We start from the raw sequence: 20,564 nt of genomic DNA on the forward strand, positions 1-20,564 counted from the left end.
CATCACCAAATAAGCATTCCCACATGATATGCAACAAATGCGAGTAAAAGAGATACTGCTGTGTAATAAAGCACGATTCTTCCTGTCCATTTCGCAGAGTGTGTCTCCTGATATGTAGCAGCAAGCGCAACAACACAGGGCATGTTGAAGGTCATTGCAAAGATAAATGCGAGCGCCTCGGGCTTTGATACGTTTGCAAGAAGAATTGAGCTTAGGGTTACACCATTTGCTGTAGATCCGGCACCACTCATAGCATTGGTAAATGCAGCACTGTATGAGCCACCGGTGTAAAGAGCGCTGATAACACCAATAGCCCCCTCTTTTCCTACAGCCGATGCCAAGTATGAGAGGAATAATTGCCAGGGCATACCAAAGAATTTTGTAACAGGCTCTATTGCTACACCGATTGTGTAAAGGATTCCACCAGTTCCTGAGGGTGAATAGCTAAGAAGCCAGAATACACCACAGACAAGTAGTACTACTTTCGTAACTCTGATAAATGTCTCTTTTGTTCTTCCGAATACATATCTGAAAAGAGCTCCCCACTTCGGCTTGTGGTACGGAGGAAGCTCCATGATCATTCCATAGCGATCTTCCTTCTGAACAAGCCTGGCGCCAAATATTTTTGCCGTAATATACATGTGTAAAAGCATGGTAAGGAGAATTACTGCGACCACAAGCACAGCTCCGGGGCCAAAGAAAATAGATGAAAGCATAGGGATAGTGGCCCAGGCTGCACCGCAGGGAACTGCCCATGCGAGAGCAATCGTAAGAACCTTCTGTCCCCAGTTATCGATGACTCTTGCTCCTGCCGCACCACCCATAGTGCAGCCAAAGCTTACAAGGAAAGGCATAACTGATTTGCCCTGAAGTCCCAGTTTTCCCATTGTATTGTCAAATACATAGGAGATGCGGGCCATGATGCCAACCTCCTCAAGAAGACCAAATACCAGGGTTACTCCAAAAACAAATCCCAACATTTTGAAAATATATGAAAATGACTGGATTATTACATCAGTAGCGATAAGGATTATGAATTCAGGACATCCAATAGCTGATAATCCTGCAGTGACAGGCTCTTTAAGCATTAGAACAAGCTCGCCAATGATCATAGGCGGAATAGCCGGAATAAAAGATGCTATAAGGCCCAACAGGACCGTAAGAACAACAGCAGGCTTTCCCCAAACCTTACTTGTATAAATGCGGTCAAGCTTACCAAGGGTAACTTTTACTGATTTAGACTGGATGGTTCCATCGATCACGTCATCAATCCAGGCAAACTTGCAGCCTCCGACTGCCACAGCCCCCTGAGACGATTTTCTTATTTCCTTTATTCTGTCGAACGTTTCTGCGTCGAGTGCATTACCCAGTTTTCCCACTACTACTCTGTCGTTCTCCAAAACCTTTGAAGCAAGCCACATTGAAGAATATCCCGGAATAATACCTTCCGGAATCAGGTTACAGATTTCCTGATATCCCTTAATGCTCTCGTACTGCTCTTTAAGCCCCGAAACATCAAGTCTTGAATCCTTCCTGATAGCCTTTTCCAGAGTCTTGTAAAACTCATCGTAGGACTTCACATCTGTTGCCGAAAAGGGTATTACCGGAATTCCAAGCTTCTCCTCTATAGCTGCTGCATCAATCTTTTTCCCCTGATCTGCAGCGACATCCGCCATATTGAGCAACAGAAAGCATGGTGCATTTATTCCGGCATAATCGGCCAGCATGAAAAGACTTCTCTGAAGCTGTGAACTGTCTGCAAGGATACAGACCACATCTGCTTTTCCTGACGTGATGAAGTCTCTCGTGATGACCTCTTCATCGGAGTTTGCTGATAAGCTGTATGATCCCGGTAAATCTGCCACGTTATACTCTTTTCCGCCATAGGTAAAAGAGCCTTCTTTTTTCTCAACGGTCTTACCCGGCCAGTTGCCAACATGCTGGCGAAGGCCTGTAAGAGCATTAAACAAAGTTGACTTGCCCGAATTGGGCTGTCCGAGAAGGGCTATAGTCGCTGCTGCACTCATGCTGTCACCTCCTCAACTGTAATACCAATGCACTCCTTACGGTTAAGTGCGATCATGGTATCTCTTGAATACACAAGCAATGGCCTGTTCCTGTCGTTTTTGATGACACTTACCCTGCAGCCTGGTGTCAGTCCTATCGATGTTATACGGCTCATGAATCTTGTGTCGCCATCAATAGCCATTATTATGGCATCTCTGTTTTCCCTTACTTCACTTAAACTCATAACTTTCTCCTCTCACAATGTTAGCGTGTGCTAACTGAATGATAGCACATTTTTCTTATATTAAATGATGTTTTGAGTTTAATGAAAAAGATTCTCAATGAACCTAGGGGACGGGGTTAGTGGTCCAAAAAATAATCCACTAACCCCGTCCCCCTGGGTCATTTCTGTTTAGTTCATAGCTTCGCCATTTACATAAAGTGTGTATCCATTTGTGTTTACATTGGACATATCCCCATCAAAAGATGTGATATATGTGTCTGCAGTAAGTGTCCATGTACTGCTTTTATCTATAGATACTGAAACTGCTCCTACTTCTTTAGAAACGCTCTCACCCTTGGCATTTGTAATATTACCATCAATCGCACCGGTGAAATCTGAACCATCAGTAAGGTTTAAAGTAAGCTCAGAATCACTTCCTACGAGAATTGTTCCATCAAGTGTCTGATTGCTTGCATTTACTGTAGCAACGTTACTGTCTCCCTTCCATCCGTCAGCACAAACTGAAAGAAGAACGTTCGCTGAATCCTCATTAACAATCTTTACATTATCGAGATTGATCACAGCCTGTGTGTTTGTCACATGAAAAACATGACCATTTTTGCTTGTAAGCGTTCCACCATTCATTGTAAATGTGGAAGTTCCACTGTCCGCATCTCCGGACATAGACTGATAGATCATGATAGTGTCATAAAAGGTGGCGTTACTGTTGGTATCTGTATTGTTTGCCGTCATGTCGCAGTCATTTAATGTAATGGAATTAATTCCTTCAATACATACACCTTCTGACAAATTTGAAGTGAGTGTTGCATTAGAAACTGTAATATCTGCGGTTGAATAAATCGCAGGTGATCCAAGGCCATTTGTTGTATAGCTGCCACCGTCGACTGTAACTGTACCGCCACCACGGTCAGTCCTTATGGCAGCTGAAGATCTTCCGCTAGTCTCAATGGTAAGATTTGATGCCTCTGTGATACCACCACCTGTTGTCATGATACCGCCAGACCCATCGCCTGTGGTGGTAATAGTTGTATCAGCGATGATTACCTTTGTTCCATCACCATCTGCTCCGTTTTTTCCACCGTTACCACCATAGGAAAAAACCCCGTTTGCTCCGTCAGCATCGGAAGTAATAGTGCTATCAGTAATAGTAGTTGTAGAGCCATCTTTCACAAGAACTGCAGCATTAAGGCCATAAAAATTGCAGCTGTCTCCACCATCTGAGTCGCCTGTCTTTGTAACCGTAGCATCTGAGATAGATACCTCTTCTGAAGTGCTTATCATAAGTGCGCTCTCATCTGCAACACTGCTGTCATAGGTTTTTCCATCCTGCGAATCGGCAGCTACTATCTCATCAGCGGCTTTATACTCTATATCTGCGCTACTGCTTCCACCGCCAAATCCGCCGCCTCCCTCAGGAGGATTGCCGGGCGCTTCGCCGTCAGGCGCTCCACCAGGTCCCTGCCCGTCAGGAGCCTCTCCATTTGGGGCCTGTCCGTCAGGTTTTTCCGGAGGTGTCTCACCTTCCGGCATTTCACCTTCAGTTTTATCAGCAGGTACCTCTCCACTTGTCGCATCTGCAGGAACTGTGCTGTCCTCAGGCGCAGCATCTTCAGTAATAATCGTAGATTCTCCGCTTACTGTCCCTGTATTTGTACCACATGCGGTAAAGGTTACACACATCACTGTGATTGCTGCTATTGATAATACTTTTCTAAGTTCATTTCTTTTCATTTTAAATCTCCTTAATATTCCCTTTGAAAATCGCATCTGCAATGCTTTGCTTTAGTGGAGATTATGGATTAGAAAACTAAAATGAACCTAAAACAGAATGAAGTTCACAAAATCTTCTTAATTTTCAATAAATGGACCTGGGGGACGGGGTTAGTGGACCATTTTTTGGACCACTAACCCCGTCCCTTAGGGTCATTTCTTTACATTAAACGCTTTCATACCGGGATATACTGCTGCATCTCCAAGCTCTTCCTCTATACGAAGCAGCTGATTATACTTGGCAACACGCTCTGAACGTGAAGGTGCTCCTGTCTTGATCTGTCTTGTGTTAAGTGCCACAGCAAGATCAGCGATTGTCGTATCTGCTGTTTCACCTGATCTGTGAGATGAAATTGCTGTATAACCATTCTTGTTAGCCAGCTTTATAGCTTCAAGTGTCTCAGAAACAGAGCCGATCTGGTTGAGCTTTATAAGAATCGAATTAGCTGCGCCGTTTTCAATTCCCTTTGCAAGACGCTCGGTATTTGTTACGAAAAGATCATCGCCTACAAGCTGAACCTTGTGACCGATTTTCTCAGTCATTCTCTTCCAGCCATCCCAATCCTCTTCATCAAGACCATCCTCGATGGAAATGATAGGATACTTATCTACAAGAGACTCCCAGTGAGCGATAAGCTCATCAGATGTGAACTCTTTTCCTGACTTAGGCTGCTTATAGAAGCCCTTTCCTTTTTCACTCTTCCACTCTGATGATGCAGCATCCATTGCGATCATGAAGTCCTTACCGGGCTCGTAGCCTGCATCCTTAACTGCCGCAAGAATGGTCTCGATTGTCTCCTCGTCACTAGCAAGATTAGGAGCAAAGCCGCCCTCATCACCGACAGATGTTGCAAGTCCCTTGCTCTTGAGAATTTTAGCAAGTGCATGGAAAACTTCAGCACACCATCTAAGAGCTTCCTTGAAGGAAGGAGCACCCACAGGCATGATCATAAACTCCTGCGTGTCTACTGTGTTTGTTGCATGAGCACCGCCATTAAGGATGTTCATCATAGGAACCGGCAGGTCTGTTGCCTGGATACCACCAAGGAATCTGTAAAGTGGAATATCAAGTGAAACAGAAGCTGCACGTGCTGCTGCAATAGACACAGCAAGGATAGCATTTGCTCCAAGCTTTGATTTATCCTTTGTGCCATCAGCCTTTATCATAGCCGCATCAATGGCATATATATCAGAGGCATCCATTCCAACGATAGCATCTGCAATAGGTCCGTTTATATTCTCGACCGCTTTTGAAACACCCTTTCCAAGGTATCTGGACTTATCACCATCTCTAAGTTCAAGTGCTTCAAACTCACCGGTTGATGCTCCAGAAGGTGCCGTTCCTCTCGCTACGGTTCCATCAGCAAGATAAACCTCTGCTTCAACTGTGGGATTACCTCTTGAATCCAGGATTTCTCTTCCAATTACTTTTACAATTTCAAGATAATTCATTACTTCACCTTTCCGCCATCTGGCATTTTAATAAATGTCCCCATAAGAGGTATGCCCCGGAGCAGCCCGTAATCTGCCCGGGGCGATTTAATGATTTACTCAAGTTAGCTATTGCTAACATAGAGAAGCTTATCATATCGTTGTTTACGTTTCAATAAATCATTTAATTATCAAATGATAAGATTTATCATATTATTCGTCACTATCTAAAATCCATCATCGTATAAGGTAATTCCTTCAAATACCTGGCCACATCAGCTTTACTAATCTCCTGTTTTGCATGTATTACAGCCTTTTTGTTTCCCAGATCGACTTTGGCATAAATTCCATCATTTTTATTTAGGGCATTCTCGACCCTTGTGGCGCAGTTACCGCAAACCATGCCCTCAATAGCAACCTCATAATGATAGTTATAATGCCTGATATTCTTATCCGCCACCTTCACCTTTCGCTGGGGTGCCTCATGACCGCCACAACAGCCTCCTCCATGAAGAAGCTTGTTTTTCATCATGCCAACCAAAAGAATAAGTGACCTTGCAAATATCAGTGCCATTATTATCGTTGTAATATCCATCCTTTTTCCTCCCGTTTCGCATATATATGATATTTGTCAACAATTGAGTACATTATTGAACCTATTCCAACTCCGATTGCTCCAACAAATATGGATACGTACACTATGAACGTATCGTTAAGCACTCCGAACAGCATCTCACCTATTGCTACAGATATCATAGATAACATTCCCACTGTAGTTGTAACTCTTCCCAGCAGTTCCTTTTTTACATTGGTCTGGATAAGAACACTCATCGCTATCTGCATAGGGATTGCCTCAGCTATCGTCATACAATCAAGTGCTATGATCATCAGAAGTGCTGCCATTATTGGCACTACACTTCTAAGGCTCAGAAGCACAACCAGTCCAATTATGGCAATCTCTGTAGCAATCAGTTTTGTTGATATTGAGAATATTTTTCCCGGCTCAGCCTTGCTTACTACAGGGAGCACAACGAGCGGAACTATAACAGTAGTTATGGCCGTTACAGAATTATACATGCCATAGTAGTAAGCATTCATGTTGTAAACTTCCCTTATCAGATACAGAATACTTACTGAAAAAGTTGCACCGAAGAATGCATTTATTACCGGTATAGTCATCGCAAGATTTCGCAGTTTATTATTCTCCAGTATTACACGCACACCTTCCTTAAAATTCCTGATAAAATGGATTTTTTCATCATCTGATTCATTCTTTTGCTGCCTGGTTTTTATAGAAAATTGCAAAATTCCTGCCGCAAAATCAAGGATAGTAACAAACACGAATGCTGCTGTCAGATTTATGTTTGTAAAAATAAATGCAGCGATTATTGGGCTTATAACAAATACAATGCCGTCGTCAGATTTTGAAACTGCGATAGCATCCTTTAACTTGTCTTCATCAACAAGCAGAGGAATAATCGCTCCTTCACAGGCATTGTAAAAAACCTCTCCCATCTCCAGTAACAGTACCAGAATAAAGACCAGGGCCACTTTTATCGGAATAAAAAATGACATCATACTGTATACAAAAAGTACAACACTCTCGGCCATAAGGACTCTGCCCATAAGGCCACTCCTATCCACCTTATCGGACAGCACCCCGGCAAAGGGTGTGAGGATTAATCTGGGGACAAACACAATGGATAACATCAGAGCGAAGATTGTTGCTGATCCGGTGATATCAAGGACATATAGAGACAACACAAACTGTAATATATTACTTGCTGCCATGGATACGGCACTTGCTATCCAGAACTTCCAGTACTCTTTTCCAAAACCTGTAAGCTTATTCAAGTATTCACGCATATCGTTACCTTTTCTCCTCGCTTTGCTTTTCTCTCCTCTATCTCTCCAAATGGCAATACTCTGCCATGCTCAATATAGAGCTCAAGGTCGCAGCACTTCTCAATAAGCTCAGGATCATGAGTGGATACCAGCACGGTTTTCCCTGAATCAGCAAGCTCTTTAAGAAGTCTTCCGACCTTCATCATGTGGTCATAATCAAGTCCGGATGTGGGTTCATCAAAGAGAAATAACTGCGCCCCCGCTGCAATAGCAGATGCAATAGCAACCCGTTGCTTCTGGCCGCCGGACAAAGCCATAGGATGGACATCCTTGTAAGAGAAAAGTCCAAGCTCTTCCAGAATTTCCCGGCAGCGTTTCTCATCCTTATCCTTCATGGATAGCAGAACCTCCGCCTCCACACTATCTGTGAAAAGCTGATGATTAACATCCTGCATCACCAAGTAGCTAAGACCAATTCGAGAATTGCCCTTGTAAACCTGCCCATCTATTTCTATTGTGCCCCTGCAATCCTTCTCAAGACCGCATACACATCTAAGAAACGTCGATTTTCCGGTTCCATTTTTCCCGACAACACCTATAACCTTCCCTTTGGGAAGGCTGAGCATGGGAATCATTAGCTCCAGACTATCTCCGTCAGCTTCCGTAAACTGCTTTTTTCTGAAGATATAAGGCCTATGGTTGTAGGAAAAATAGAAATCCTTCAGACAAATGGCACCTTCATAATTATCCAGATTGGCTTCATCATTCTTATTTTTTTCATTGAACAGCACTGAAAAATACGCCGAAGCTTCCAAGGGTCTGAGCTTCAAGTCCTCAATTTCCTTTGCACTAAGCTGAAGAAAATCTTCTCTACTCCACTGCTTCCTGATTTTACCGCCATCCATATAGATGACTCTGTCAAAAAGCTCCCTTAGATACCACAATCTATGCTCAGAGATAATGATGGTCTTTCCTTCATCTTTCCACTGAAGGATTATATTTCTTAGCTTTTCAATGGCATCACGGTCAAGGTTAGACGACGGTTCATCCAAAAGAATTATTCCCGGTAAAAGTGCTGCCACGGAAGCGCAGGCAATCTGCTGCTTTTCGCCTCCGGATAGTGAAAAAAGGCTCTTACCAAGAAGCTTTCCTATGCCCATCTCTTCTACTACAGAATCCTTCCTTTGCAATATTTCCTTTGGATCAAGCCCAATGTTTTCAGGCCCAAATACGATCTCTCCATCTGTATCTACTGAGAAAAACTGACTTCTGGGATTCTGAAAGACCGTTCCGACACTGCCAGCAAGCTCATATAGCTCAGTTTCCCTTAAATTCCTTCCGGCAACACTCACCTCCCCCGATATCTCCCCCTGGTAATAATGAGGAATAAGACCGTTGATAAGTCGAATGACTGAGGTTTTACCTGATCCCGACGAACCGCACAAAAGGACAGTTTCTCCCTTCTTTATGGAAACAGAAACGTCCTTAAGTGACTCATAGTCAGCACCCTTGTAGTGAAAACTCACATTTTTAATCTCAACAACATTTTTCATAATTTAAAATACTTAGAACCTATGAAAATTACAGCAGTTGCCGTAAATACAGCGATCAACACATAATCTGGTTCTCCAAACTTAAGCTTCGCAACACTGGTTCTCTTTACCCTTCCACCAAGTCCTCTTGTGATAGCTGCCGCTGACAGCTCATCTCCAATATTCACGCAGGAAAACAAGAGCGGTATCATCCTGTATTCCACCATCTTTACTGCATTTCCACCACCAAGCATTATTCCGCGCATTTTCATTGCATCACGTATTGACCCGTATTCTTCCTTAATAGTTGGGAAAAATCTCATGACTACGGCCAAGGCGATCGTTATGCCATCGGGGATGTGCATCCTTTGCATGCAGGCTATGAACTCATCTATACTGGTGGTTCTTACCACATACCAGGCTGTTATAACAGAAGGCATGAACTGAGCTACAAACCCGCAATATCCCACAAGAAATGCTGCGATAAAACCGGTGGAATTTGCTGAAAGATAATAAAAAGTAAGAATTATCGCAACTGTATACATCACAAGAAAACGTAGTGCTGACGCATAATGCTTTTCAATGATTAAAAGTACAATGGGTATCAGGGTTATCGATATCCTGACTGCCCACAAAAAAGGCGTCGTCGCACTCATCATTACAATGGCTGACACTATAAATATCATGTATAGCTTTGTCCGCGGATCTAACCTTAATTCCATTTATGCAATACCGGCTTTCTCGAAGTGCTTTCTGACAACGGCTTTTCCCACAAATGCTCCGAGGAATCCTGAAATAACACAGACAATCACAAGAACCGCAATAGTCTTTGTATTTATAGCCTTGAAAAGGTAATCTGCATATTCGGCAGAAAAACCGCCCTCAAGCAATGACTGCCTATAGGATGTCGCAGACACAACTACAGGAAAATAGTTTGCACAGATCCAAAGAGAGAAAATTCCATAGCTTATTGCAATTTTCTTAAAATCCTTGTAATCTCCGCTCTTTGCTACCAGGTCTGCCACAACACCTGCAATAAGGATAAGCGGCGCTCCAAGATAGCCCATTCCGGTCACGAACATGATGATAGCAAGAAGAGCTGCCATTATCGTGAGCATTCCAAATTTCTCAATTTTCGTGTAAAAGAGCATCATTGGAATCGACGTTGTTAACGGAATCAGAATGACGTAGGCTGCAACAACATATGGATGCAGATATCCCAGCATTCCTACCACCATTTCTGTCACAAATAACAGGGCCGTAAAGATTCCTATTGTAATAAAGTCCTTAGCTTCAAGCTTTTTGTTTTTCATATTCCTCCTCCAAAACTTTTTAAAAGATGTTAGTTATTGCTAACAGCATAATATCATGTTTTTTTATCTCTTAAATGTTTGTATTTCATTGTTGATAAATATTATCAGTTAACTCTGAAGCGCTACCATATGTGCATACATTCCATCCATCTCCATAAGCTCCGCATGATTTCCACTTTCCGCGATTTCGCCATCATTTATAACAAGTATGCGATCCGCATCACGGATTGTTTTGAGCCTGTGAGCGATGACCAGAAGCGTCTTATTGCGGCAAAGCTCGGAGATAGCTTCCTGAATTGCCCTCTCGTTATCAGCATCTACGCTTGCTGTGGCTTCATCCAGGATTACTATAGGAGCATCCTTCAGAATACATCTCGCTATAGATATCCTCTGCTTTTCTCCGCCGGAAAGTGATGCCCCGCCTTCTCCGATCACAGTATCAAAGCCCTCAGGGAGCTCCATAATAAAGTCGTAGCATCTGGCCTTTTTAGCAGCCTCTTCCACTTCTTCTCTGGTGGCGTCAGGACGTCCTATGGCTATGTTATTGTAAATAGTGTCCTGAAAAAGATATACTCTCTGGAATACCATGCTTATGCGATCCATGAGGGACCCAAGGGAAACCTCTCTCACATCCTGTCCGTCGACGAGAATTCTTCCATCCTTAATATCCCAGAATCTTGCAAGAAGCGAAGCAATAGTGGATTTTCCACCACCGGAAGGACCTACAAGAGCTGTCATTTCTCCGGGATTTACCTTAAAGGATACGTTCCTCAGTACATCTTTTTCGGTATATCCAAAGCTTACGTTGTCATATTCAATCTCAGTTTCTTCCATTGCTCCATCGAGAGCTCTTTTACCAACATCTGCCAGCTCTTTTGCCTTAAATACCTCTTCTATCCGGTCAAGGCTTGCATCTGTTACCGTAAGTCTCGCCATCTGGCCATAATAGCTTTTAATGGACACAAACATATCAAACAGGAAAAGTGCCATGCCGAACATATAGGAATTCGATATTTCCCCTGCATTGTATAAAAAGGCTGCCATAGCCAGCATAGCCGCTGTCCCTATACCAAAAGCAAGGTATAACGCCCTGCTCCAGGGGCCATAAGCCATCTCAAAATCAATGCTTTCCCTGCAGCTCTTTTCAAATTCATTGGTTAGTCTCTGTGATTTGTCCCCGAGCATGTTGTAGGACTTTATAATGGCTATACCTTCAGCAAAATCAAGCACCTCTTCAGTCAGAGATTCGCTGGCTTCCTGCTTGATCACAGAATGCTTAAGAGACATTCTGAGCATCAGATTTCCTATGATAATAAAAGCTATAACGACAAGAACCGCCAAAAGTCCCATTCTTATATCCATGACAAACATCATGGCTACCATTAACCCCTGAGAAATAATGAATGAAACAAGCTCTGACAAAACACCCATGCAGTTTTCTTCAATGAAAACCATGTCAGTAGCAAGAACAGAGCTGATCTTCCCAATGTTTCCTTCCGTAAAATATCCCATGGGGAGTTTACGAAGGTGATCTCCAAGCTTAAGCCTAAGGTCAGAAAAAACCATATATCCTACCGCTGACTGAAGTACATTTGTAAGATGCTCAAGGATTGCCTCCAGCACCACACTAAGAACCATAGCAATACCCAGATACAGGCATTTTGTCGTATCCATCTTATCTTCCATAAACAGGCTTATGGCAACAAAGCAGATGATAAGCGGTGCCTTCATCATGATTCCCTTGAAAAAGGATGTAATATACGAGGCACGTATCCTTGTTTTGTATTTTCCTGTAATTCCAATAATTCTATTTAATATTTTTAACATGCCGCCTCCTTTATTCTCCAGGTGCTTGCGCTGACCGATGCGTTCCAGAGCTTTTTGTATTCAGGACAGGTGCTGACAAGCTTCTCATGATTGTCCGCAGCTATGCATTGTCCATCCTTCATAACGCAGATCTTATCTGCATTCTTTATGGTTGAAAGCTTGTGAGCAATGACTAACACGGTCTTATTCTTAACGATCTCATCAAGAGCAGCGTTCATTTTTTCTTCGTTCTCAGGATCCATGAAGGCTGTGGCCTCGTCGAGAACTATGATCGGAGCATTTTTAAGGATAGCTCTTGCAAGGGAGATTCTCTGTCTCTCACCGCCTGAAAGCTGCTTGCCGCCATCTCCGGCCTGAGTTTCGATGCCATCAGGGAATCTTTCAAGGAACTCGTTACACTGCGCTCTCCTTGCGGCATCCAGCACTTCTTCTCTTGTGGCCTCAGGTCTTCCGATGCGGATATTTTCATATAAAGAGGTGTTAAATAAAAACTGCTCCTGAGATACAAATGCGACCTGTTCATTTAAGTCTTTCAACGTCATGTCAGTGATATCCTGCCCGCCAATCGTTATTTTTCCGGAGTTTAAGTCATAATAATGAACCAGTAGCTTTGCCAGTGTGGATTTTCCACTTCCGGATTCACCTACAAGCGCTGTAGTAGTGCCCTGCTTAAGAGTGAGGTCAACACCGTGCAAAACCTCCTTGTCATCATATCCAAAGTGAACCTCCTTAAAAACAACATCATGAGTAGTGCCCTTAAAAGCTTCATTTCCCTCTTTGAGCGGAGGATGTGACATGAGATTTTCAAGCTCTGTTATCTTGTATGAAAGCTGAGGGAATTTTCCTGCGAAATTAAGCGCCTTTAAAACTGACGGCCCAACTGCAAATGACATACAGCAGACCAAAACCAGCTTATCAAGAGTTACCGTGCCCCCAAGCACCATCATCGAACCAACAGGAAGGATAAGAAGAACAAGACATGGAAGAACGCTGGAATATATTGCCATCCATGGCCAGCAAACCTTGTACCAGGCAAGTGTGAAATCGCGATAGCTTCTGACCACATCGCCGAAGCGCTTGTATGAATCCCCATCCTTATTGAATACCTTAACAACCTCCATACCGTTGACGTACTCGATAATTGTATTGTTCATTCTGGCAGCGGATTCATAGTAATTATTCATGTCCTTCATGCCAATCGACATCATCACACCCATGGCGAACATTCCCACAACGAGAGGTACCAGCGACAAAAGCCCCAGTCTCCAATCCATAATGAACATGAGAATGATAATGATCAATGGAATAACTATATTGGCGATACCTTCGGGTATAGCATGAGCAAGAAGCAGCTCAATCTGATCTATATCATCCGTGAATACCTTCTTGATTCGCCCTGTTCCCAGCTCCTGAATATTTCCAAGAGGCTGTTTTTCAAGCTTGCCCTGGAGTGAAATTCTGATATTTTTCAAAGTGTTATAGGCACTAACGTGCGAAAATGAAAGACCCTGTACGTAAGAAAATGAATAGATAACTTCACATATTGCTACATAGAGAACCCGTAGCATGATATATGAAAAACTGATGCTCTCCCCTCGTGTCAGAGGTGAAATAATCTGATAAAGAAAAAAATACGGCAAGATATTTGCTACAATACCTATGCACATCATAATTGCCGCGAGAGCAGTATACTTTTTGTACTCCCCCATATATGGGGCGACCTTTTTAAACATTGCCAGTTCCTCCTTTTTGATACCAAGTTAGCTCATGCTAACAAACTATCATTAGTGTAAAGAACTGTCAATATGGTCCTGGGGGACGGGGTTAGTGGATTATATATCTTCCGTCAACGTTGACTCCGCGTTTAGCTACACGTCTTCCGAATGCAAAAAAAGATGAAGACAATGTCTCCACCTTTTTAACATACTCATCCTAAAGCCACATCAAGAGCCATCATTAGTGTAAATCCTACAGCAAACATCAATACTCCGATATTTGAGTGCTCTCCCTCTGACATTTCAGGAATAAGCTCCTCTACAACCACGTACATCATAGCTCCTGCTGCAAATGAAAGCAGATATGGCAATACCGGAACAACCAATCCCGCTGCAAGAATTGTAAGAAGCGCTCCAAGAGGCTCAACAGCGCCTGACAACGCGCCTCCCATAAAAGCTTTGAACTTACTCTCTCCCCGCGCGTGAAGGGGCATTGAAATGATAGCTCCTTCGGGGAAATTCTGAATGGCAATACCAAGTGACAGTGCAAGTGCTCCACCAGCCGTAACTGCATCAGATCCTGAGCGGAGTCCGGCAAATACTGCTCCAACTGCCATTCCTTCAGGAATATTATGAAGAGTTACTGCCAAAACCATCATTGTTGTCTTTTTTAGCTTTGATTTTGGTCCCTCTGCCTTTTCCGCATTCATGTGAAGGTGAGGGATTACACTATCAAGAAACAAAAGGAACAAAATACCCAGCCAGAATCCTATTACCGCAGGAAGAAATGAAAGCTTTCCCATATGCTCCGACTGATCCAGCGCAGGAACAATAAGACTCCATATCGACGCTGCCACCATTACCCCACTGGCAAATCCGGTGAGTGCGCGCTGAACCTTGCCACTAAGTTCCTTTTTCATAAAGAAAACGCCAGCTGAACCAAGTGCAGTTCCAGCAAAAGGGATCAGTAATCCTAAAATCGTCTCCATGCCATTGCCCTCTTTTCTATGCTTCTCAGCATTAAATATCATTCCGTTGTTGTGTACTTTTATATTGTGCACAACTTTTATCTATATATTATCAAAAAAACGGAGGAATTCAATTTAGAAATTCCTCCGTATTCTATCATAATGAGACATTTTTATAAAATTCTCTCATTTTTTACTAAGACTCTTTTTATTCAACCTTCGGAAGTGTAGCGAAGCTCTTTTCAAGCTCCTCATCTGTAGGGATGAAATCAGTCATGTCGCCATCATTGAACTTCTGATATGCAACCATATCGAAGTATCCGGTTCCTGTAAGGCCAAAGAGAATTGTCTTCTCCTCTCCTGTCTCCTTACATTTAAGAGCCTCATCCATAGCGACCTTGATAGCATGTGAGCTCTCAGGTGCAGGAAGGATACCCTCTACTCTTGCGAATTTCTGAGCAGCATCGAATACTGCAGTCTGCTCTGCTGTAACTGCCTCCATGTATCCATCATGATAAAGCTGTGACAGAATCGGGCTCATGCCGTGATATCTAAGTCCTCCGGCATGGTTAGCTGAAGGAATGAAGTTGCTGCCGAGAGTGTACATCTTTGCAAGAGGACAAACCATTCCGGTATCGCAGAAGTCGTATGCAAACCTTCCTCTTGTGAAGCTGGGACAGCTTGCAGGCTCTACAGCTATGATCCTGTAATCCTTTTCACCGCGGAGCTTCTCCCCCATGAAAGGAGAAATAAGTCCGCCAAGGTTTGATCCACCACCTGCGCAGCCGATAATGATATCAGGTGTTACTCCATACTTATCAAGCGCTGCCTTTGCCTCAAGACCGATAACAGTCTGATGGAGAAGAACCTGGTTAAGCACGCTTCCAAGAACATATCTGTAGCCCTCTGTCTTTGTAGCTACCTCAACAGCCTCTGAAATTGCGCATCCGAGTGAACCTGTTGTTCCGGGATGCTCTGCATTTATCTTTTTTCCTATCTCGGTTTCCATGGAAGGAGAAGGAGTTACGCTTGCGCCGTATGTGCGCATAACCTCACGTCTGAAGGGCTTCTGCTCGTAAGAAACCTTAACCATATAGACCTTGCAGTCGATTCCAAGATATGCAGATGCCATAGAAAGAGCTGTTCCCCACTGACCTGCTCCGGTCTCGGTTGTAACACCCTTAAGGCCCTGCTTCTTTGCATAATATGCCTGAACAATAGCGGAATTGAGCTTATGGCTTCCGCTTGTATTGTTACCTTCAAACTTGTAATAGATCTTTGCAGGTGTTCCAAGAGCCTTTTCAAGACAATATGCTCTTACCAGCGGTGCAGGTCTGTACATTCTGTAAAAATCCTGAACCTCCTGCGGAATATCAATATATGGAGTTGTATCATCGAGTTCCTGTTTAATGAGCTCGTCACAAAAAACAGGTCTCAGATCCTCAAAGCCCATGGGCTCTAAGGTTGCGGGATTAAGCAGCGGAGCCGGTTTATTCTTCATATCAGCTCTTACGTTATACCACTGCTTGGGAATCTCGTCTTCGCTTAAATAAATTTTATACGGGATTTTTTTCTCTTCACTCATTGTCTCGATCCTTTTCCTCTTTATCAGTTTAAATCATTAAAGCATTTTTAGCATATAAAGTCAATCGAGAAGCAATGAAAAACTATACACAGATTTTATTGCTGTTACATGACATAAGCACATTATATATATGACGATCATCAGTAATATCAGGCTTAAACAGCTCCCCGTTGTCCTTGATTATGACCTCCGGATCTCCCAGGAACCTGAGTACACATTCACCAAGCACTTTCTTTTTACCGCTCTTTTCCTCTGTTATCTTAAACAATGAACTGGCTAATTCCTTAACTTCCGCTATCTTTGTTTCTTCTATTCCCTGCTCTTTAAGGTTATCGTTGATCCAGCCCAATATCCGTTCATATTCCGCAGGGGTATAATCAAAGGAATTCATTTTTACCTTTTCAAAATCCGGATCATCCAGTAAATAAGGTATGCTGTCACCGCCCTTAACAATAAAAACAAATCCATAGAAAATAGCTACAGCAACAACCTGGGAAAGCAACATTCCTTTGCCCATGAAAATGATTCCGCCATCAAGACTAAAGGTGACACAAAACAAAATCGGAAATAAGGCTGTTCGGAAAACCATCATTAAACAAGACCACATCGGATTTCCGATATTTCCGTAGTAATCGCTTAAGAAGCCTCCAACAGCCGCAGCGATAACTCCCACGGCAGAGAATCGGATACATTTGATAAGTTCAGCTCTAAGCGGAGATTCCTCCACTCCATAGAGTAGAAGCACTGTATTTGGTGCCACCAGTAAGAAAAGAGAAAGTACCATGCCACCTATCAGGGTGACCGTCAGCGCTTCTTTAAAAAGTGTCTTCAGACCATCACTATTTTTTTCACCCGCATATGTGGCAAAAAGATACTCTGCCGCCTCAGAAGGACCATTGATTATTTCGTATATCTCCAACATGGCACAAAGCACTGTATTTACAATGAGGTAGCTGCTTCCCCAGAATAATAAGATTGCTTTGGTAAATGATGCTGATGCCAAGGCCATACAAAGTCCTTTGACATTACTTTTAAGTGAACGCTCTGCAAATACAAAAAGATCGCGGAATGAAAAGTGGAAACAGAACTTGTAGGTATTGCTTTTCTTAAAGAAATGAACCGAAACCACAATGATATAAGCCACGTAGCTTAACACAGTAGCAATCGAAAGACCGGACATCCCAATTATATTTGATAAAGCAATAGACATTCCCACATTAACGGCAAAGGAGACAAGATATCCGGCATAGGAAAGCCCATCATCCCCGTCAGATGCAGCTATCTCGTCAAAAAATGTGGCCAGGCCCATTAATGGAGGAACAAAAATATAAAAGTGATAATACTCTCTGGCAAAAGCTTCAATCTCCGGCGAAGATGTAAAGTATGCAAAATACAGATTCTCAGTGAAAAAGTAGACAGGAATCTGAATAACTCCCAGAAAAATCGTTGTCATAAGACCGAGAGAAAAGAGCTTCCTTCCTCTTTCATAATCACCATCTCCCTTGGCTATAGCACAGAGGTTGGAACATCCGGAGGTGATGATATTGGAAATGAAGGTGCTTAAGGATATAAGGGGAACCATGATTGAAGTTGCGGCCAGCGCTTTTTCTCCCAAAACGTGTCCAGAAACCACTCCGTCCGTCATGGTAAGTGCAATCGCAAAAAATATACCAAATGTATATTCAAAGGCACGTGTTCTATATTCTTTATTGATAAAGGTAGATTTAAAGACGGACTTTACTACATCGGAAGCATTCCCATATTCCTTAAGTTTCTTCCTGAAGGAAATGCATATTGCCAGCAGAAACGTTCCGATAAGTGCTATGGAAATGATGGCAGAAAAAGTATTATCTCCCAGTATCCCCATCTCTTCCACAAGAAGTTCCTTTGACCAGTCCCCGATGATAAATCCGAAAACCATTATAACAGTAGGTGGTGTTGCAAGGTATAAGACAATAGTGTTTACCAGTACCTGGACGAAATTAAAAATTACAATCTCGCGAATTCCGAAATTATCCTCGTCCTTTACCAGAGCACGGTAAATTACACCGATCAGAGCCATAGATGCTCCTTCAAAAATACACATAAAGCTATATTCAAAGCTATGGTATTCTATAAAATCTGTTACCAGGACGCAAATAACTGTTGCGAAGCCTCCCACTGCCGGGCTACACATTATTGATCCGACAACTTCCACGGCTTCACCCAGCCAGATAGACTCATCATTTGACCATACTACGGCAAGATAATCTACCAGAACTGCCAATGCTGCTATGACCACGGTCTGTATGATACGTTTACCAATATGTCTTAGACGCTTCTCCATATTATTTTCCTCTTAAGACAACCCGACAAACACAGCTCCTACAATCAGCATTCCCAAAACCAGATACTGTATGCAGCTCAGCTTTTCCTTCATAAAGATACGTGCTCCCACAATATCAAGGACCGGAAATGCATTCCATAAAATAATTCCTAAAAGGGCATCTCTCGACAACGCGAAAACGTAGAAAAGATCGCTTGCAAGTAAGCAAAACTCTCCGAGGAAACGGTTTTTTTCCGATTTCCGGAAAGGATTATGCGGCTTTTTGTTTTTAATCCAAAGATATATCCATAAAAAGAAAGTAAAGATAACCTGTAACAGGGAAGCTACAGCGATATAATCAAGGGAATCTACTATTTCATCTCCAATAAGAACACTTGTTACCATAGATTCGGAACCATCAAAAAACGCTGCAATGACAGCTATAATGATGCCTAAAATAAGTATTCCCCTTGACTTTTCTTCTGATTCCGAATCCTTATTCCTGCCTTCTTCCACAGGTCCTTTTAAGTGGGGATAGATCATGCCTGCGCTGAAAACAAGTATAAGACCGATGATCGTTAATGGCTTGAACAATCTGGTAGCAAAATCGGCGTTTCCGGTTATCAGGTGATACATCACCAAAAGGATAACAAAAAAAATACCATCGATATTTACGAAAGAATTTCTGACGGAAACTCCCACATACTTGTAAGCTACCAGGGCAAAAAACAAACAAACGTAATTCAGTATCGGAGAAATTATTATAATAGGTTTTTTGAGAATAAGCTGATGCGGAAGCAGCGAGGTTTCATCCAGACCGAATAATAGCACTGCAACCAGCAAAAGTGCATTAAAGATTCCATACCAGACCAAGGTCTTTATTACTTCTTCTGTCTTGGAGGATACGGATTTCTTTTCAAAAAGATCGCAGGCACAGGTCATCAGCATCGACAATAGTGTAAATACGACAGCCATAAATTATTCTCCTTATACATTTCATCGGTATTATAATTTTACCACTTTTACGTTTATTTCTTTTGTTAAAAGTGTATAAACTTAATTGCTTCCATTGGCTTGGAATAGGTACTAATTTTAAAAAATGGCTATATCAAAATGGGGAATCCCTTGCAAATAATAAATTTTTTTAATAAAATCGCATTTGCTGCCACAAGAACTACTTATTTTACTGTATTCTATTATTGTGGCAATTATTCTCTAGTATGAAAGAAGGTCAATAACATGAAATCACCCGCTGAAATAGCAGCAACATACGAATCTGTAGGAAAGGGTAAGACAGAACTCCCTGCTCTCAAGACGTTCCTTTTGGGAATCCTTGCAGGCGCCTATATAGCTCTTGGCGGTCTCGGAAGTCAGATAGCAAGCTGCACGGCAACTGACCCATCTAGTGCACGCATGATCAGCAGTGTTGTTTTCCCAATAGGTCTTTTTATGGTTCTTGTTGGAGGCGCTGAGCTCTTTACAGGAAATTGCCTCATCTTTATTCCTGTTCTATCCGGAAAAGCTAAGCTTTCTGGAATGCTTAAGAACTGGGTGCTTGTCTATTTTGGAAATATGGTCGGCGGATTCCTTATCGCACTTATAGCTTCCACTTCCCATATTTACTCATTTGCCAATAATGCTCTTGCAGAGTCAGTTATTTCAACTGCTGTTACCAAGGCAAATATATCTTTCAGTGACGGTCTGCTTAGAGGTATTCTCTGTAACGTACTTGTTTGTCTGGCTGTATGGTGTTCTTTCTCAGCTGACGAAATTGCCGGAAAAGTCCTTGCTCTGTGGCTTCCTGTAATGCTATTCATCATTTGCGGCTTTGAGCACTGCATCGCCAACATGTACTTCATTCCTGCAGGAATGCTGACATCAGCTGTTTACGGACTTCCTGCGGATGGACTTAGTCTGTTTGGATTCTTTGTAACAAATCTTATTCCGGTAACAATCGGGAATATAATTGGTGGCGCTGTCTGTGTTGGTGCTATGTATTACACTATCTACTTAAAAAAATGA

General features: G+C 42.5%; 16 protein-coding genes. 1 reads left to right on the forward strand and 15 read right to left on the reverse strand.

Annotation, left to right across the window (positions count from 1 at the left end):
* Positions 1–2 precede the first annotated feature (2 nt).
* The 15 genes from feoB to G601_RS0102140 all read right to left on the reverse strand — a co-directional run bounded on the left by feoB (position 3) and on the right by G601_RS0102140 (position 19,517).
* Complete coding sequence (gene feoB, locus G601_RS0102070; protein ID WP_026664332.1) at positions 3–2,027, reverse strand: ferrous iron transport protein B; 2,025 nt, start codon at positions 2,025–2,027, stop codon at positions 3–5.
* The gene (locus G601_RS0102075; protein ID WP_026492730.1) at positions 2,024–2,251 is read right to left on the reverse strand and encodes a FeoA family protein; all 228 of its coding nucleotides are present in this window, start codon (positions 2,249–2,251) and stop codon (positions 2,024–2,026) included. Before G601_RS0102075 ends, feoB begins: the two co-directional genes overlap by 4 nt.
* A gap of 168 nt (positions 2,252–2,419) precedes the next feature.
* The gene (locus tag G601_RS0102080; RefSeq protein ID WP_026664333.1) at positions 2,420–3,982 is read right to left on the reverse strand and encodes a hypothetical protein; all 1,563 of its coding nucleotides are present in this window, start codon (positions 3,980–3,982) and stop codon (positions 2,420–2,422) included.
* A 192-nt stretch (positions 3,983–4,174) separates the two neighbouring features.
* A complete protein-coding gene (gene eno, locus G601_RS0102085; protein ID WP_026664334.1) occupies positions 4,175–5,473 on the reverse strand; it encodes a phosphopyruvate hydratase in 1,299 nt (432 codons plus the stop codon).
* A 202-nt stretch (positions 5,474–5,675) separates the two neighbouring features.
* Entirely contained in the window at positions 5,676–6,047 is a 372-nt protein-coding gene (locus G601_RS21530; RefSeq protein WP_051205486.1) for a heavy-metal-associated domain-containing protein, read from the reverse strand.
* On the reverse strand, positions 6,029–7,318 hold the full coding sequence (locus tag G601_RS0102095; protein WP_026664335.1) for an MFS transporter: 1,290 nt from the start codon (positions 7,316–7,318) through the stop codon (positions 6,029–6,031). The genes G601_RS21530 and G601_RS0102095 overlap by 19 nt, the downstream gene beginning before the upstream one ends.
* Positions 7,303–8,850, reverse strand: coding sequence for an ABC transporter ATP-binding protein (locus G601_RS21535; protein ID WP_051205488.1), 1,548 nt, complete (start codon positions 8,848–8,850; stop codon positions 7,303–7,305). The genes G601_RS0102095 and G601_RS21535 overlap by 16 nt, the downstream gene beginning before the upstream one ends.
* Positions 8,847–9,551, reverse strand: coding sequence for an energy-coupling factor transporter transmembrane component T (locus G601_RS0102105; protein WP_026664336.1), 705 nt, complete (start codon positions 9,549–9,551; stop codon positions 8,847–8,849). Before G601_RS0102105 ends, G601_RS21535 begins: the two co-directional genes overlap by 4 nt.
* On the reverse strand, positions 9,552–10,142 hold the full coding sequence (locus tag G601_RS0102110; protein WP_026664337.1) for an MptD family putative ECF transporter S component: 591 nt from the start codon (positions 10,140–10,142) through the stop codon (positions 9,552–9,554).
* 108 nt (positions 10,143–10,250) lie between these two features.
* Positions 10,251–11,969, reverse strand: coding sequence for an ABC transporter ATP-binding protein (locus G601_RS0102115; RefSeq protein ID WP_026664338.1), 1,719 nt, complete (start codon positions 11,967–11,969; stop codon positions 10,251–10,253).
* Positions 11,963–13,702 (reverse strand): ABC transporter ATP-binding protein, encoded by a 1,740-nt coding sequence (locus G601_RS0102120; RefSeq protein ID WP_026664339.1) that lies wholly within the window; start codon positions 13,700–13,702, stop codon positions 11,963–11,965. Before G601_RS0102120 ends, G601_RS0102115 begins: the two co-directional genes overlap by 7 nt.
* 194 nt (positions 13,703–13,896) lie before the next feature.
* The gene (locus tag G601_RS0102125) at positions 13,897–14,673 is read right to left on the reverse strand and encodes a ZIP family metal transporter (RefSeq protein WP_026492726.1); all 777 of its coding nucleotides are present in this window, start codon (positions 14,671–14,673) and stop codon (positions 13,897–13,899) included.
* Between the two features lie 187 nt (positions 14,674–14,860).
* Entirely contained in the window at positions 14,861–16,237 is a 1,377-nt protein-coding gene (locus G601_RS0102130; protein ID WP_026664340.1) for a TrpB-like pyridoxal phosphate-dependent enzyme, read from the reverse strand.
* Between the two features lie 82 nt (positions 16,238–16,319).
* A complete protein-coding gene (locus G601_RS0102135) occupies positions 16,320–18,563 on the reverse strand; it encodes an MATE family efflux transporter (RefSeq protein ID WP_026664341.1) in 2,244 nt (747 codons plus the stop codon).
* Between the two features lie 12 nt (positions 18,564–18,575).
* On the reverse strand, positions 18,576–19,517 hold the full coding sequence (locus G601_RS0102140; protein ID WP_155829559.1) for a hypothetical protein: 942 nt from the start codon (positions 19,515–19,517) through the stop codon (positions 18,576–18,578).
* Positions 19,518–19,781: 264 nt separating this feature from the next.
* Here G601_RS0102140 and G601_RS0102145 point away from each other — a divergent pair, with 264 nt between their 5' ends.
* The gene (locus G601_RS0102145; protein ID WP_026664342.1) at positions 19,782–20,564 is read left to right on the forward strand and encodes a formate/nitrite transporter family protein; all 783 of its coding nucleotides are present in this window, start codon (positions 19,782–19,784) and stop codon (positions 20,562–20,564) included.

Source organism: Butyrivibrio sp. FC2001 (genome assembly GCF_000424125.1).
Lineage (GTDB): Bacteria > Bacillota > Clostridia > Lachnospirales > Lachnospiraceae > Butyrivibrio.